Origin of the sequence: Winogradskyella psychrotolerans (assembly GCF_018860545.1) — a bacterium.
GTDB classification, from domain to species: Bacteria; Bacteroidota; Bacteroidia; order Flavobacteriales; family Flavobacteriaceae; genus Winogradskyella; species Winogradskyella psychrotolerans_A.
Genome location: NZ_JAHKPN010000055.1, coordinates 1 through 16,301 on the forward strand (window position 1 = coordinate 1; position 16,301 = coordinate 16,301).

Genomic DNA, 16,301 nt, shown 5'->3' on the forward strand with positions numbered 1-16,301 from the left:
GCCTTAGAGTTAGATAAATTGGTAGAAATAATGAAGGATTATCCAGAGATGAAAATCATGGTGAGATCACATACAGATTCAAAAGGTCAAGCAGATTACAATTTAAAATTGTCCGAAAGACGTGCCCAATCTACGATGCAGTATGTGATATCAAAAGGCATCAGTAAAGATAGATTATCAGCAAAAGGTATGGGAGCAACAGCACCAAAAATCGATTGTAAATCTAACTGCACAGAAGATGAAGACGCACAAAACAGACGCTCTGAGTTTTTGATTGTGAAGGGTTAATTAAAGCCAATTGTTTTAGTTGTTAGTAATAAACTAAAGCATAGTAGAGCGATTAATAACAAAATTAAATTAACAGTCAAGCTATACAAATTATTAGCTTGGCTGTTACCTATTTTAGGTAGGGAATTATAGGATATAAATGTTTTATTATTGTTATGTAAAACTTTATTTTTACAATCAATTAACAATTGCTTGTTAAGTTAAACAGATATTTTTAATATAGTCCAATTGCACATGTGTGTAAATTACTGAGTATTAAAAGTTGTGACAAAGAATTCAAATGAAAAGGTATTTATTTTTAATAGGTTTTAGTATATTTTTATTTCAGGCAAACGCACAAGAGCCAAATGACTGTGTTAATGCCGTAACCGTATGTGGTAATGGTACATTTATGTCTAATGCGACAGGGTATGGTAATGATTTTGAAGTTAATTCTTGTGGTGGTCAGGAGCATAATTCACTATGGTTAGAGGTGAATATTGTACAAGCTGGTACCTTAGGTTTTGACTTAATTCCTAATGATCCAGATATTATGGTCGATTATGACTTTTGGGTTTATGGACCAAATCGCATTTGTTCTAACCTTGGAAGTCCTATTCGCTGTGCAACTACCAACCCTAATGAAGCTGGTCTTGCCAATAACCATACTGGGATTAATGGAAGTACAACTTTAACGCAATCAGGACCAGGGTCTAATGGTAATGGTTACGTGTATTGGTTAGATGTAAATGCAGGAGAATCTTATTATATTATTGTTGATAGACCAGAAGGAGATGGTGGATTTGAAATAGAATGGACAGGTACAGCAATGGACGGCACAGGAGCTTTTCCTGCACCTCCAGCACCAAATGAAATTGATGATCAAATAGCGTGCAGTAATAGTGTTATTGGAGGAGTGCCTACAGGAGTTTTTCCATTAGTTAGCTTAAACAGTAGTATAAGTAATGATTTAGCAAATGAAACGGTTGAGTATTACGCTAATTTAGCCGATGCTACAGATGGTGTTAATCCGTTACCTATCATTTATTCTAATACCTCTAATCCTCAAACGATATATGCTAAAGTAATATCAGGATCAGATTGTTATTCTTTAGTTGAATTTGATTTAATAGTTTCTGAAATTCCTGAAGCCACATTATCTGCTTCGAGTAATGCCTTATGTGAAGGTGAAGACGTCACATTTACAATTTCGGGCTCACCAAATGCGACTATTTTTTACAATATTGACGGAGGAACGTCAGAACAAATTTTATTAGATGCCACAGGTACAGCAACTATAATTCAATCGCCTTCAGATGATTTTGTTTTAACTTTAGAAGAAGCACAAATTTTAAATGATTCAGGAGTGTTAATCTGCTCCAATATTCTGACGGATTCGGAATCCATAACTGTATATGAAAATACAACACCTACAATAGGTAATAATACTCCTATTTGCGAAAGTGAAGATGGAGAGCTAGAGTTTTCTGGTGATCCTAATGCCACTATTACATATTCTGTAGACTCAGGTGCTACGCAAACATTCGATTTAGATGCTTCAGGTAATTATACATTAACCTTACCTGGTTTACTTGTAGATACTGAGGTAGAAATTATTTCAGTTACAAATCCATTACCTCCAAATTGTGTACTTGCACTGAATATTACAGAAACAATTGTAGTTAATCCATCACCAACGGTTATAGATCCAAGTCCTTTACTAGTTTGTAACGATGGAGTAAATCCTAATTCAGCAGAATTTAATTTAGAATTAGAAAGTGCAGCGATTTCTAATAACGACCCTAATGTAAGTGTAACGTATTATGAAACTCAAGTTTTAGCTGAAGCAGGAAACCCACTCACCGCATTGGTTTCTCCTTATAATAGTACGTCTGCAAATCAAACGATTTATGTACGTGTAGAAACGGATCTAGGTTGTGTAGACTATACAACCCTTAACCTTGTAGTAGTTGGTGCACCTATTGCGAATACAGTTCCAGCATTGCAAAGTTGTGATGCCAATAGTCAAGGTTTTGGAACGTTTGATTTAACCCAAGTCGAAGCTGATATTATTGCAGGAAATACACAACCCGTTGAAGTATCGTATTATATATCACAAGCTGAAGCGGAAGCGGGTACACCAGAAATAAGTGATCCAACAGTGTTTCAAAATACGTCTGCATACAACCAAACGATTCATGTTCGTGTGGATACTGATGGAACAGACTGTTATAATATTTCAAGTTTAAACTTAGAAGTGTTTGATACACCAACGATGAACGCTTTACAACCTTTTGAAGTGTGTGATGATGTTGTAAACGATGGTTTTACACAATTCGATTTAGAGTCACAAACCCCTTTACTTTTAGGCGGTGCAACTGATGTTATAGTAACATATTATGAATCCGAAGCTGATGCTGAAGATGGAATAGATGCTATTACTGGATTATATACAAATACGAACAGTACACAAACCATTTATATTCGTGCAGAAAATAATTTTAATACAGATTGTTTTGAAATCACGACACTTACCTTAATTGTTAATCCTTTACCAACACCCATTGCACCAACTCCATTACAAGTATGTGACGATGGTACGCCAGATGGTTTAACGGAGATCGATTTAAGCTTAAAGACTTCTGAAATCACAGGAGGCAATCCTAATTATGCTGTAAATTATTATTTAAATCTGAGTGATGCTGAATCAGAAACCAATCCTTTACCAACACTATATACCAATACAAGTAATGGTCAAATTATTGTTGTTCGCGTTGATAATATAAATACAGGCTGTTACAATTTCACCACTTTAGAATTAGTTGTAGAACAAGCTCCTGTAGCTAATAGTCCAACACCTCTTGATTATTGTGATCCGGATAGTGATGGTTTTGGTATTTTTGATTTAACCTTAAAAGACGATGAGATTACAGGTGGTGATACGACCTTAACGGTGAGTTACCATGAAACCATGGCAGATGCTGATAATAATGTAAACCCAATTACAGGTCTGTATTCAAATATTGTGATTAATGCACAAACGGTGTATGCTCGTGTAGAGAGCTCTACAATTGCTACAGATTGTGATTCAATTGTGACCTTACTTTTAGCTGTAAATCCAACTCCACAATTGGGAGCAACAACACCAGAGCCTTATGAGATTTGCGATGATAGTTCTGCAGATGGTTATGGGCAGTTTGATTTAACAAGTAAAACAACAGAGATTCTAGAGAATTTAGCAGATCCAACATTATATACAGTTACGTTTTATTTAAATGAAACAGATGCTGATAATGGCATAAATGAAATAACAAATACTACTAATTATACCAATAGCGATGATTTTAGTCAGGTGCTTTGGGTTAGAGTTGAAGATAATACCTCAGGTTGTTATAAGTTAACCACTCTAGAATTAGTTGTAAATGCCATTCCAGTATTAGTGCAAGCAGATCCATTAGTGCTTTGTGATGATAATAATCCTGGAGATGAGATTGAAGCATTTATACTAGAAGAAGCTTCAGACGATATATTAAATGGACAAACAGGTATTGGCTTAACCTTTTTTGAAACTCAAGACGATGCAGATAATAATACCAATCCAATTTTTAGTCCATATTCTAATATAGCGAATCCACAGACCATTTTTGTAAAAGCCACAAATAATGAAACAGGTTGTACAAATCTAACAACATTAACGTTGCGAGTGAATCCAATTCCTTCACCAGCAGCACCAGCAGATTTAGAAGTTTGTGATGATGATACAGATGGTTTTACAAATTTTGATTTAGAAGACCGAACCATCGAAATTATAGGTGGAGAGCTCGATGTTGCTATTACGTACCATGAAACTCTTGAAGATGCTAATACAGGTAGTAATGCTTTTGCTAGTCCATACACCAACATCGTGATGAATGAGCAAACGATTTATATTAGAGCAACAAATACAATTACAGGATGTTATGATATTTCAAGAACATTAACGCTGCGTGTTTTGGAAACACCACAAGTTCCTGTAATATTAACAGAATATGTAATTTGCGATTCGGATGCAGATGCAGATGGTTATGCTCAATTCGATTTAACTACTAAAGATTCAGAAATTATAGGGAGTCAAACAGATGTCAGTTTAACCTATCATGTTAACGAAGCCGATGCCTTATCAGGAAATAATCCAATATCAACACCTGAGAGTTTTACGAATTCAAGTAATTTCCAAACTATTTGGGTACGATTAGAGAATGATGCTAACGTTTGTTTTGATACGGGTTCTTTTGAGATTAGTGTAGCACTTCCACCGGAAGCAATTCAGCCAACACCTTTAGAATTATGTGACGATGCCGTTGCAGATGAAGTTACAGTTTTTGATTTAACAGTTAAGAACGATGAGATTACCGGAGGTGAAGGAAGTTGGAATGTTGCTTATTATGAAACCATTGTAGCTGCTTTAGATCAAACAGATCCTGTTGATGATGAGGCTTATACTAATGTATCCATTGCAGGTGCCATAGCCAATCCACAAACATTGTTCGCGGTAGTAACCGATACAGATACAGGTTGTACAGATATGGTGACATTAACGATTCGTGTTATGCCAAATCCTACACCAACCCCAAGCGACCAATTACCGAACATAGAAGTGTGTGACGATTTCAATACAGGTGATGGAATAGAAGTATTTGATTTAACCGATAATGAAATACTAATTCTCAATGGAGAAGCTGGAGTTACGGCAAGCTACTATGAGAGTTTAGACGATGCTGAATCTGGAACTAATGCTATACCAGACCCAACACAATATACTAATATAGAGATACCAGAGCAAGAGATTTACGTGAGAGTAGCCAATGACGTTACCGGTTGCTATACCATAGTAGACTTTACAATCATAGTGCATCCATTACCAGAAGTGGTCGCTGTAACGGACTTTATTCAATGTGAATTATTCACCGATGGCTTTGATAATTTTGATCTAACGATTAAAGACGAAGAAGTTTTAAATGGTCAAGATGCATCACAATTTGTAGTGAGTTATCACGATAATTTAACAGATGCCGAAGCGGGAATGAATGGTTTGGTAAGTTTATATACCAATAGTAGTAATCCACAACAAATTTTTGTGACGATTACTAATACGGTTACAGGGTGTTCTATTAGTACACAAAGTTTTTATATTGAAGTTCAAGAAGCAGCACAAGCGAATCCTAATATGGATCCTATTGTTTTTGATACTTGTGATGATAATATGGAAACTGATGGTAATACCACCAACGATAGTGCCCAGTTTGATTTAACGACTAGAGATGCTGAAGTTTTAGATGGGCAAGATCCACTAAATTACATAGTAACATATTTTGCGACACAAGAGGAGGCAGATTTAAATGTAAATTCTTTGCCAACATTGTATGAAAACATTACTAACCCGCAAGTCATCTATGCAAGAGTCGATAATAATACACCCGACGGTACAGGTAGTGATACATCGATTTGTTATGAAGTTGCAGAATTGACCTTACAGGTGAATCCATTACCCGAGTTTGACTTAGAAGACACCTATACACTCTGTTTGAATACCAATGGAACGGAAATACTAGAACCTTTAGTAATCGATACAGGTTTATCTACAGCAGATTATAGTTTTATATGGACTCTTGAAGGTACAGTCTTAAGTGAAACAGGATCTAGTTTGGCTCCGTCAGAAGGTGGAACTTATACTGTATTTATAACGAACCTGATTACAGGTTGTGAAAATGATGATTCAACAATAGTCTTAGAAAGTGAACCACCAAGTTTAACTGTAGAGCTCGTAACTCAAGCTTTTGCAGATAATCATATTTTAGAAGCTGTAGCAACAGGTATTGGTGTTTACGAATACAGTTTAGATGGAGGACCTTGGCAGGATGAAGGTATATTTTCGAATGTGTCTACAGGAGAGCATGAAATTACAGCAAGAGATAAAAACGGTTGTGGAATTACTACGGAAACCGTTTTTGTAATCGATTATCCATTGTATTTCACACCAAATGGAGATGGAACTAATGATACGTGGAATATTGAAGGTATTGGAAGTAATGCCATCATTTACATCTTTGATCGTTACGGCAAGTTATTAAAGCAATTGAGTCCTGATGGAGAGGGATGGAACGGTACATTTAATGGTAACGCTTTACCAACAAGTGATTATTGGTTTACAGTAGAATATGATGAGCCGAGTAGTGGTGTTCGCAAAGAGTTTCAAGCGAATTTTACTTTGAAGCGATAATATTTTTAAAATAAAAGAAGAGTTTAAAGCTGAATAACGTTTTTTGTTATTCAGCTTTTTTCATTGTAGAATATTCGACTAGATGTCAATTTATAGTTGAAACGATATATTATGTATTTTTGACAAAAATTAAGAACAAATGTCCATTATAGAAAAGTTGCAATGGCGTTATGCGACCAAAAAATTTGATGCTACCAAAATACTATCAAAAGAAAAATTAGAGATTTTAAAGGAGGCGTTTAATTTAACAGCTTTGTCTTATGGTTTACAAACCTTAAAACTAGTTATTGTCGAAGATAAAATAGAACGAGAAAAATTGGTTGAAGTCGCTTATGGTCAACGTCAAGTTGTAGAGGCTTCTCATTTGTTGGTATTATGCATTCAAAATGACATCGATGAGAAGGATGTAAATACACATTTTGAAACAATTAAAGCGATAAGAAATACACCTGATGCCATTCTAGAGCCATTTAAAAAACAAATGAAGTCTACCATTAGCGATATGCACAATGATAAAAAAGTAGGTTGGGCAACACGCCAAGCGTATATTGCTTTGGGTAATTTAATGACGGTATGCGCAGTAGAAGGAATTGATAGTTGCCCTATGGAAGGTTTTTTACCTGAAGCCTTAGACAAAAAATTAGAATTAGATAAACATGATTTAAGTTCGGTTTTGCTATTGCCTGTTGGTTATAGAGCGGATGACGATATGTTTGCGAATTTTAAAAAAGTAAGACAACCTTTGTCAAAAACAGTTATAGAATTATAGCAGTTTTTAACCTCTTGAAATAGGTAAAATGATATCTTTGTTTTTCGACTGAAAAAATACCATAAAACCAAAATACACTATGCCAGGATTCGAGTTATTTAGCGATTTAGAACGTAAAGAAGTTAATGATGTTTTAGATAACGGAGTATTAATGCGCTACGGTTTTGATGGCATGCGAAAAGGCCATTGGAAAGCTAAAGAATTGGAAGCTGAATTGGCAACTACGTTTCAATCTAAGCACGTTCAATTGGTGTCTAGCGGAACAGCCGCAGTCTCTGTAGCCTTAGCGTCTGCAGGAGTTGGGGCAGGAGATGAAGTGATTATGCCTACCTTTACTTTTGTGGCTAGTTTTGAGGCTATTATGATGTTAGGCGCTATTCCTATTTTAGTTGATATCGATGATACCTTAACTTTAGATCCAAAAGCAGTTGAAGCTGCAATTACACCAAAGACCAAAGCGGTAATGGTGGTTCAAATGTGTGGAAGTATGGCAAATATGGATGCCTTACAAACCATTTGTAACACGCACAACTTGTTATTTATAGAAGATGCTTGTCAAGCTATTGGTGGCACATACAAAGGAAAACCATTGGGAAGCATTGCGGATATTGGGTGTTTTTCATTCGATTTTGTAAAAACCATTACCTGTGGCGAAGGTGGAGCCGTAGTTACAAATAATAAAGAGTACTATATAAATGCTGACCATTATAGCGATCATGGTCACGATCATGTTGGTAATGATAGAGGTGCAGAAACACATCCGTTTTTAGGTTATAATTTTCGAATTTCAGAATTGCATGCAGCCGTTGGTTTAGCACAAGTAAGACGATTACCTGAATTTATTTCTATTCAAAAACGTAACTATACCATTTTAAGAAATGCATTAGCAGATATACCAGGTGTAACATTTAGAACTGTTCCTAAGGGAGGGGAAGAGAGTTATGCGTTTTTAAATTTCTTTTTACCAGATTTAGAATCTTCACAAAAAGTGATTGAAGCTTTTAAAGTAAATGGAGTCGATGCGTGCTGGAATTACTACCAAAACAATTGGCACTACATTAAAGAATGGAATCATCTAAAAGATCAGAAATCTTTATTTCCAATTTCAAAAGAAGTCAGAGAAGGTTTAGAATATCTTCAAACAAAAACCTTTGAACAATCGGATCATTATATCGGTCGAAATATTTCTTGTTTAATAAAATTATCTTGGACAGAAGCTGAAGTTAAAGCACGTGCTGAGAAAATGGCGAAGATTATAAAATCTATCTTTTTGTAAATTATGTAACTTAAAGTGTTACAATTCTTACAGTCTTAAGGTTTTCATTTTCATATTATTGCGTATCTTTAAGTTTCGCAATCAATATGCCATGAAAAACAGGCTCATTATTCTATTTTTATTTGTTTCATGTATTTTTTATGGGCAAGATAAAAAGAAACTTGATTCGTTAAATTATCTACTTCAACTTGCAAAAGCTAATAAAAATTGGGAAGTACTTTCGGACCTATATTTTGCACAAGCAAATAATTATTATGAAAGTGAAGATTATGCATTAGCCATACCTATATTATTAAAGATTGATTCAATATCCGAAAAGCATAGTATTAAGGATTCTACGACTGTTTTGGCAATTCTAAAACGAGCTGAAATTTCTAAACTGACATTTACTAAAGAAAGCTCTCAAGTTGCTTATGAACTTGGTAAAGAAGCTCTAAAACTAGCAGAAGATATAAATTCACAAGAATCTATACATCTTGCATATGTAAAGTTGGCAGATTATTGTCAACTAACAAAACGTTTTGATGAAGCTAAAATATATGTAGATAAAGGACTTCAATATTATATAAACAAAAATAATGGAGATGAAGACAAAATATCTCGGCTTTATTTAATTGAATCTGCCTATTATCTTGATCAAGACAGCCTTATAAAAGGTGAGGAATCTCGCTATAAAGCTATTTTATATTTAGAAGACAAAGGCAATGATTATGAAATGGCAAAGGCAAAATATTATTTTGGTCATTATATAAGGTATGATAAAAAAGAATATAAAGAGGCGTTAGTTTTTCTTGAAGAAGCAAAAGATCTATTTGAAACAACTAATAATAATGATGGCGAAATTTATCATCGCTGTTTACGAGATTTAGCTATATGTTATGACGCCATAGGAGATTATAACAATTCTAGTAAATATTATAAGGACGCTTATATGTTGAAAATTGAACTCAATAAAAGAGCTAATCGAACTCTTTCTAGAAATTTAGAAACTCAATATGAAACTGAAAATAAAAAACAAGAAATTGAATTACTTACAACACAAAAACAGCTAGTAGAAGGACAAAAAATAAATCAACGGAATTTATTTTTAGGTGGTTTGGTTTTAACTTCAATTGCAGGTTTGTTCTTTTTCTTCCTATTTAAAAACAGACAAAAAACAACCAGAAAATTACAAGAACTAGATGGTTTTAAATCCAAGCTTTTCGCCAATATATCACACGAATTCCGAACACCATTAACCTTAATTTCAGGACCTATTGACAAGCGTTTAAATTCTAAAGGTTTAAATGATGAAGATAGAACTGAGTTTAAGATGATACAAAGAAATTCTGATAGATTACTCAATTTGGTGAATCAACTTTTGGATCTTTCGAAGTTAGAATCTGGTCATTTAAAACTAAAAGTGGGTCAAGGAAATTTATCGGTTTTATTAAAATCTATGGCATCTTCATTTCAGCATAAAGCCATTCAAAAACAAATAAATTACACGATTAATATTGAAGAAATTGAGAACGTTTGGTTTGATAAAGATGTGATTGAAAAAACGGTAATAAATCTTTTATCTAATGCATTTAAATATACACCTGAAAATGGAAACATACATTTTATAGCATCAGTTATTGATGATAAGTTACAATTAAATATAGAAAATAATAGTAAGGTTTTAACCAAAGAACAGATTGAAAATATATTTAATCGTTTTTACCAAGCCGATGAAAATACTGAAGGTGTTGGCATAGGATTATCATTGGTAAAAGAAATAGTCAACTTATCTTATGGAATAATTACCGTAGAAAATACGTCTAGTAAAACGATGGTGTTTAACGTCCAGTTGCCAATTCTAAAATCACAGTTTAAGCCCAAAGATTTAACAGATGATACCATAGACCTGTCCATAGCTGAACAAAAAGATTATACCGTTGAAACCGAAAATGAAACTATCCAAATAATAGACGAAGACCTTCCCATTTTATTGATTGTTGATGATCATGAAGATATACGAGCTTTTGTTAAAACTGCATTTAAAAATAACTATCAAGTCGTTGAAGCAGCTAATGGTGAAATAGGCGTAGAAAAAGCTATTGAGTTAATTCCAGATATTATAATTTCAGATGTAATGATGCCTAAAGTTAACGGTTTTCAACTCTCCGAAATCTTAAAACAAGACGAGCGTACCTGCCACATACCAATTATATTGCTAACAGCCAAAGCAGATGATACGGATAAATTTATGGGCTTAGAAACTGGTGCAGACGATTTTATTGTAAAGCCCTTCAAAATAAAAGGATTAGAGGCAAGGGTTAAAAACTTAATTGTCTCTAGATTAAAATTACGCGAACGTTACAGTCAAGAAGTAATCTTAAGACCAAAAGACATCGCTATTTCTAATTTTGACAAACAATTTTTAGAAAAAATACAACTTGTATTAAATCAAAATCTTACAGAGCCAAATTTTAGTGCTAAAGATTTTAGTAAAGTCGTCGGTATGAGCCGTATGCAATTACATAGGAAATTAAAAGCACTTACAGGTTTATCTGCAACTGAGTTTGTGCGTTCTCAACGATTAAAATTAGCTGCTGACTTACTTAAAAAGAGCGATGCTAATGTTTCAGAGATTGGCTATTCAGTTGGTTTTAATGACCACTCGTATTTTACCAAATGTTTTAAAGAAGTTTATCATTGTACACCAACTGAATTTGCAAACCGTAGTTGATTTCAACGACACTTTAATCAATTTGAAGTATTAGGTTCTCATTTCATCTAAATATTGTATTCCTCTTCACTTTTTAGACTTGGTTCTTGGCTCTAAATGTCTCGTATTGCACATGTTGAAGTAAGCGGTCTTGACGCGTTTATCTAACTAATCCTAAATAAATTCACTTCCATAGCTCATATATCTCTTGCTATAGCTAGCATGTTACAATAATCATAACAATTGTTACATAAGTAATATCCTTCTCACAACTTACATTCTACATTTACTACATACTATTTCCCTGTAGTAGTAATATCGTTCTAATGGTAAAAAAAACAAACAGTATAAAAGGTGAAATAGATCGCTTCCCTGAGTATCAAATTTACCTCAATGTCAACCATTTAGAAAAAGGCACATATACTTTAAAAATTACACATAAAAACAAAGTTATAAAAACAACCACTTTTAAAAAATAGTATTATGAAAACAAAATTAACTCTACTTTTTTGGCTTTTATTTTCAATTTTAATTTTTGGACAAGACAGAGGCTTTAATTACAAAGCACTTATTAAGGATGCTAATGGTAACATTCTGTCAAATCAAACCGTAAAACTAAGATTCACCATATTTTATGACAATAACGATATATATAAAGAAACTCAATCACCAACAACAGATGCAAATGGTATTGTCATCGTAAGTATTGGTGAAGGTACACCATTTGGAGGTGTAACAAGTTTTTCTTCCGTTAGCTCTGATTTCGGCAATAATGACTATTTCCTGAAGGTGGAAATTGACATTAATGGCGGTAATAGCTTTGTAGATATGGGATCTTCTAGATTTAATGCTGTTCCTTATGCAAAATATGCTGAAAGAGCTGGCAATGCTGTAAATCGCTTAAATCAATTGCTCGATGCAAAATCAGATGATGATTTTAATGCTAATAATGGCTCTTCTATATTTCTTGGCAGACTTGCTGGATATGAGGATCATGGAACTGGTAATAAAAACACTAGTGTCGGTTACGCAAGTATGCAGAACAATACAACAGGAAATGGAAATATTGCCTTTGGTTACGAAGCGCTTCATGATAATCAAATTGGATATAATAACACAGCAATTGGAAAGGATGCCTTAAGTAATACAACAGAAGGAGCTTATAATGTTGCGATAGGTTATGGGTCAGGTCAATTTAATTATGGAAATAATAATGTATTCATTGGCAATGAAGCAGGCCATCTTCCTACTTCTATAATAGAAAGTGACAAATTATATATAAATAATGAAAGATCAAATAGTCCTCTTATTTATGGTGAGTTTGATAACGATTTAATACGTATTAATGGCACATTAGATATTTCTGAAAAACTGGATATAGGTGGCTCGTTAACAATTAAAAATGCATCAGACGACACTTCCTCATGGCGATTAGAAACGCGGCCTAATGGAAGTTTGTCTTTATATAGAAATGGTGATTATCGTGGTTATTTTAGTGAATCTACAGGTGTTTATTCATCAATCTCAGATAGACGCTTAAAAAATGATATTAAAACTTTAGAAAAGGGCACACTCCTTAAAGTGATGCAACTCAATCCCGTCAGTTACTTAATGAAGGACCAAACAGATACCAAGCGTAACTTAGGTTTAATCTCTCAAGAAGTACAAAAGATATTTCCAAGTATTACCAATTATGTTGAAGAAGCAGATTTAATCACTTTGTCTTATACGGAGCTGATTCCAATTCTTATAAAAGCATTGCAAGAGCAACAAAACATTATTGAAGCACAAAAAGCTAAGGATATTGTGCAGGATACATCGATTTCAAAACAATCCCAAACTATAAAATCATTAGTAGCACGATTAGATCATTTAGAAGCAAAATCGAGCAATTAAAAAACAAGAACATGAAAAAAATTATAATCGCATTAGTCGTTACGTTATTGGCAACAGTTTCAAGTTTTGCCCAACAAGGCATAAACTACAAAGCGCTTATTAAAGACGATTTGGGAAATGTCCTAACCATCCAAACTATTGGTGTTCAGTTTCAAATACGTGAAGCCACAGCAAATGGGAGTGCTGTTTATACAGAGACACATACCTCAACAACGGATGCTAACGGAATCCTAATTTTAAACATTGGTAAAGGTTCTACCACAGACCTATTTAATACTATCGATTGGAGTAGCAATGCGCATTGGCTGAATCTACAAATTGATATCACAGGAGGTACTAATTATACTGATATCAGTACAACTCAATTTATGGCTGTGCCTTATGCGCTATCTGCAGAAAATGTTTCTGGTTTAGAGAAAATTACTGAAAACGATGGTACGGAAGATAAAACAGGTTGGAGATTGGTAGGGCAAGATCCCGCAAATTATGGACCGATAGGTAAGGATGCTACAGATTTATCCTATTCACATGTGACTTCATCACAAAAGGGTGCAATTGGAAATTATTCAACAGCAATGGGGTATAACACTATTGCTTCTGGCGATAGGTCAACCGCAATGGGGTATTACGCTACTGCTTCTGGTAAAAATTCAATTGCAGCGGGTGAAGACTCTCGTGCAATTGGAGACGGTTCAACAGCTATAGGAAATTCTAATTATGCTATTGGGGAGGGGGCAACTTCCATAGGTTTTGGAACTGTGGCCGCTGGAGACTACTCAACTGCTTTTGGAATAAGTACTCAAGCTTTAGGTATTTCCTCAACTTCATTGGGGGCTTTGACGATAGCAGAATCTTACTATTCTACTGCTATTGGTAGAAATAACGTCGCTGGTGGAGACCCAACAACGTGGATTCCCACTGATCCTTTATTTGAAATTGGTAATAGTAGTTCAAACATAAGTAGTAACGCTTTAACAGTTTTAAAAAATGGTGAAGTTATTACTGGTGGTCCACTATCCATTCAAAATTCATCAGATGCTACGTCCACATGGCGACTTGAAACGCGACCAAATGGAAGTTTATCCATGTATAGAAATGGTAGTTATCGTGGGTTTTTTAGTGAATCTACAGGTAATTATTCATCTATTTCTGATAGAAGTACCAAAAAAGACATCACTGCTTTAGAAAATGGCACACTCCATAAAGTGATGCAACTCAATCCTGTAAGTTACTTAATGAAGGACCAAATAGATACCAAGCGGAATCTAGGTTTAATCTCTCAAGAAGTACAAAAGATATTTCCAAGTATTACCAATTATGTTGAAGAAGCAGATTTAATCACTTTGTCTTATACGGAGCTGATTCCAATACTTATAAAAGCATTGCAAGAGCAACAAGGTATTATTAATGAGCAAAGTGATTTAATAGAAACAATAACAGCAGATAATTCATTGCTAAAAGCAAAAGATGTAGTCCAAGATAAATCTATTGAAGCATTATTAACACGCTTAAATCTTATAGAATCTAAATCAACGCATTAAAAAATAAAAAAATGAAAAAAATTATAATCGCATTAGTCGTTACGTTATTTATATCAGTTTCAAGCCATGCACAACAAGGCATTAATTACAAAGCCTTATTAAAGGATTCCAATGACAATGTACTTGCAAATACATTTATGAGCGTGCAATTTAGTATACATGAAAATTCTACAACTGGTACCATAATATATCAAGAAGACCATAATTATACTACTGATACTAACGGTTTAGTTATTTTAAATATTGGTACGGATGCAACGCCAAACATTGGTGTTTTTGGAGATATAAATTGGAGTGCCAACCAACATTTTTTACAAACTACAATAACATATAATGGGGGCATCATAAATTTTGATGCCACGGAATTTATGGCGGTGCCTTATGCAAAACATGCCGAAACAGCAGCCAATATTTTTAGTGGTGATTATAACGATTTAACCAATCAACCAACAATAACCGTTCCTTCAGGTTTAGAAAGAATTACAGAGAGTACAGATACCGATACTGGAGAACCAATATATGGCTGGCGATTAATTGGCCAAAATTCTGCTTTTTACGGAAATTTAGGTGAAAACGCAGTAGATTTAAGTTATAGTGGTTATAATTCCACGACACGAGGTGCGACTGGTCGTTATTCTTTTGCTTCAGGACATAGCAATACCGCTTCAGGTATTGCGTCAACTGCATTAGGTAATGGTAATATTGCTTCTGGTGATTTTTCATCTGCTTTGGGTTATTTCTCGAAATCAGTAGGAGAATATTCAACAGCTATTGGTTATGATTCGGAATCAAAAGGACACCACTCAACAGCTATAGGACCGTCTTCTCAAACATCGTCTTACGGAGAAATAGCTTTAGGCTTGTTTAATACAACTTATACTCCTAATAGTGAGTCTGAATGGAATTCAAATGATCGGCTATTTGTAATTGGTAATGGTTATTGGCAAGGCACCTATCATAGAAGTGATGCCTTAATTGTTTTAAAAAATGGGACAATTACAGCACCAAGTTTTGATATTTCTCAAATAACAGATGACAAAGCTTTAGTTACTAAAGAGTATGCAGATACTAATTATTTAAACGCTGATGGTCCATTAACAATTCAAAATGCAACAGATGCGACGTCCACATGGCGCCTTGAAACGCGGCCCAATGGTAGTTTATCTTTGTATAGAAATGGTGATTACCGTGGTTTTTTCAGTGAATCTACAGGTAATTATTCATCAATTTCCGATAGACGTACCAAAAAAGACATCACAGCTATAGAAAATGGCACACTCCATAAAGTGATGCAACTCAACCCTGTGAGTTACTTAATGAAAGACCAAACTGACACCAAGCGGAATCTAGGTTTAATATCACAAGAAGTGCAAGAGATTTTCCCAAGTATCACCACCTATGTTGAAGAATCAGACTTAATCACCTTGTCTTATACAGAGCTGATTCCAATACTGATAAAAGCGTTACAAGAGCAACAAGGTGTTATAAACACACAAAACTCAAAAATAGAAACGTTGTCAACAGATAATTCAACTCTGGAAAATATGGTTAATAATCTTATTTCAAGAGTAGAAAAAATAGAAACCAATAACCAATAAAAA

The 16,301-nt window shown here is 34.2% G+C and carries 9 protein-coding genes; all 9 read left to right on the top strand.

Going from position 1 to position 16,301, the window contains the following annotated elements; translation table 11 throughout:
- Positions 1–288, top strand: a 288-nt coding sequence (locus KO515_RS17990) for an OmpA family protein (protein WP_215937730.1), incomplete at its 5' end; no start/stop codon positions are given.
- A 280-nt stretch (positions 289–568) separates the two neighbouring features.
- On the top strand, positions 569–6,526 hold the full coding sequence (locus KO515_RS17995) for a T9SS type B sorting domain-containing protein (RefSeq protein ID WP_215937731.1): 5,958 nt from the start codon (positions 569–571) through the stop codon (positions 6,524–6,526).
- 139 nt (positions 6,527–6,665) lie between these two features.
- On the top strand, positions 6,666–7,295 hold the full coding sequence (locus KO515_RS18000) for an NAD(P)H-dependent oxidoreductase (protein WP_215937732.1): 630 nt from the start codon (positions 6,666–6,668) through the stop codon (positions 7,293–7,295).
- Positions 7,296–7,374: 79 nt separating this feature from the next.
- On the top strand, positions 7,375–8,571 hold the full coding sequence (locus KO515_RS18005) for a DegT/DnrJ/EryC1/StrS family aminotransferase (RefSeq protein WP_215937733.1): 1,197 nt from the start codon (positions 7,375–7,377) through the stop codon (positions 8,569–8,571).
- A gap of 91 nt (positions 8,572–8,662) precedes the next feature.
- Entirely contained in the window at positions 8,663–11,284 is a 2,622-nt protein-coding gene (locus KO515_RS18010; protein ID WP_215937734.1) for a response regulator, read from the top strand.
- A 305-nt stretch (positions 11,285–11,589) separates the two neighbouring features.
- Entirely contained in the window at positions 11,590–11,742 is a 153-nt protein-coding gene (locus tag KO515_RS18015; protein ID WP_215937735.1) for a hypothetical protein, read from the top strand.
- A gap of 4 nt (positions 11,743–11,746) precedes the next feature.
- Positions 11,747–13,159, top strand: a complete 1,413-nt coding sequence (locus KO515_RS18020) for a tail fiber domain-containing protein (RefSeq protein WP_215937736.1) — start codon at positions 11,747–11,749, stop codon at positions 13,157–13,159.
- Between the two features lie 11 nt (positions 13,160–13,170).
- Positions 13,171–14,700, top strand: coding sequence for a tail fiber domain-containing protein (locus tag KO515_RS18025; RefSeq protein WP_215937737.1), 1,530 nt, complete (start codon positions 13,171–13,173; stop codon positions 14,698–14,700).
- An 11-nt stretch (positions 14,701–14,711) separates the two neighbouring features.
- Positions 14,712–16,298, top strand: coding sequence for a tail fiber domain-containing protein (locus tag KO515_RS18030; RefSeq protein ID WP_215937738.1), 1,587 nt, complete (start codon positions 14,712–14,714; stop codon positions 16,296–16,298).
- Positions 16,299–16,301 lie beyond the last annotated feature (3 nt).